The 1,433-nt window shown below is 71.8% G+C and carries 1 protein-coding gene and 1 pseudogene; one reads left to right on the top strand and one right to left on the bottom strand.

Annotated features, from left to right (window positions below; translation table 11 throughout):
• Window positions 1-152: 152 nt before the first annotated feature.
• The gene (locus tag ABZ885_RS41160; RefSeq protein ID WP_360200331.1) at window positions 153-923 is read left to right on the top strand and encodes a hypothetical protein; all 771 of its coding nucleotides are present in this window, start codon (window positions 153-155) and stop codon (window positions 921-923) included.
• Window positions 924-1,288: 365 nt separating this feature from the next.
• Here ABZ885_RS41160 and ABZ885_RS41155 read toward each other — a convergent pair.
• A pseudogene (locus ABZ885_RS41155) lies at window positions 1,289-1,342 on the bottom strand (hypothetical protein); the annotation flags it as partial.
• Between the last annotated feature and the right edge of the window lie 91 nt (window positions 1,343-1,433).

Genomic DNA, 1,433 nt, shown 5'->3' with positions numbered 1-1,433 from the left:
CACGCCGCTGTTCCGATCGGTTCCGGAACAGCCCCCCGACTCGGAAGCCGCCCTTCCCCGGAACCGCCGGGGCCCGGACAGCCCGGGCCCCGGCGTGCCCGGATCCGGGTGGCTTCCGACACCGAACAACCAAGCTGAAGAAGGGAGTTCCCATGTCCGAATGGTTGGCGCTGGCCATCGCCATGTCGGCGGCCTGCGCCGTCGTGGTGGCGGTGGTGCTGCTGAGGCACCGCCGGGCCAGCGAGGACGAGGACACCGACGAGACGCCCGACGTCATCGAGTACATGACGATGATGATCGGCGTGGTCTACGCGATCGTGCTCGGCCTCGCCATCGCCGGCGTCTGGGAGGCGCGCGGCGCAGCCCAGGACGACGTGCTGCGCGAGGCACAGGCGCTGCACGAGGTGAGCGAGCGCGCCCAGGTCTACCCGGTCGAGTTCCGCGACCAGGTCCGGGCCGACGTGGACGCCTACGTTTCGTACGTGGTCGACGTCGAGTGGGCGTACATGCGCGAGCACGGCGAGATCTCCGAGAAGGGCACCGAGCTGCTGGCGAAGCTGCGCCAGGACGTCGCGAACCGCACGCCGGCCAGCGACCTGGAGGCCCAGGCCTACCAGCCGATGATGGACCGGATCAGCACCACCGACGAGGCCCGCAACGCCCGCGGCCAGAACGCCGGGCCGACCATGCCGGGCGTGGTCTGGTTCGGCCTGATCGTGGGGGCCCTGGTGACGGTCGGGATGGTGTTCGCGCTCCAGATCCGGCGCTCGGTCCGGGAGTTGCTGCTCGCGGGGGCGTTCAGCGCGCTGATCGCCTTCCTGCTCTTCCTGATCTGGGACTTCGACGACCCGTTCGGCCGGAGCGTCTCGGTCACCACCCAGCCGTTCACCGACCTGTTCCCCACCCTCGGCGGCGGGGACTGACCGTCCGTCCGCCGTGTCCGCAGGGGCCGTGACCTTCGATAATCTGATCGAGCCGTCGGGGGCCGGCCCCGTCGGCCGTACCGAAGGGACCGTGAGTCGTGGTCTTCCCACCGCCCCAGCCACCTGCCGCCCATCCCCCGTCGCGGCCCGGGCGGGCCTGGTGGTGGCTGCCGGAGATGGAGCGCCGGCGGCGGAAGCTGCAGCGGCGGGAGTGGCTGGCCCACAAGCGGCGGAACCGCAAGAAGAAGGACCGGGACTGGTCGGACGCGTGTGACGCCTGCGACTGCTGCGAGCTCGGCGACCCCTGCCTGATCGCACTCGTCCCGGTGCAGCGCCTGGACGGCGTACGTCGAACAGGTCGGCGTGTACGGGCAGCAGGCCGGGCGCTTCGGGCTGATCTCGGTCCGGTAGTACCGCACCGCGCCGTACAGCACGCCCGCCGCGAAGCCGCCCGGCGCGAGCAGCCGCACCGAGCCCTCGTCCAGCGCGATCGGGCGGGCGCAGGCGGCG

The organism is Kitasatospora sp. NPDC047058, assembly GCF_040643935.1.
Taxonomy (GTDB): Bacteria; Actinomycetota; Actinomycetes; order Streptomycetales; family Streptomycetaceae; genus Kitasatospora.
The sequence above is the reverse complement of the archived record's forward strand: the minus strand, read 5'-3'. Positions and strand labels throughout refer to the sequence as shown.

Excerpts from the sequence above, each read along its gene's own strand:
- ABZ885_RS41160 (WP_360200331.1), top strand. The coding sequence starts at position 153 with ATGTCCGAATGGTTGGCGCTGGCCATCGCCATGTCGGCGGCCTGCGCC.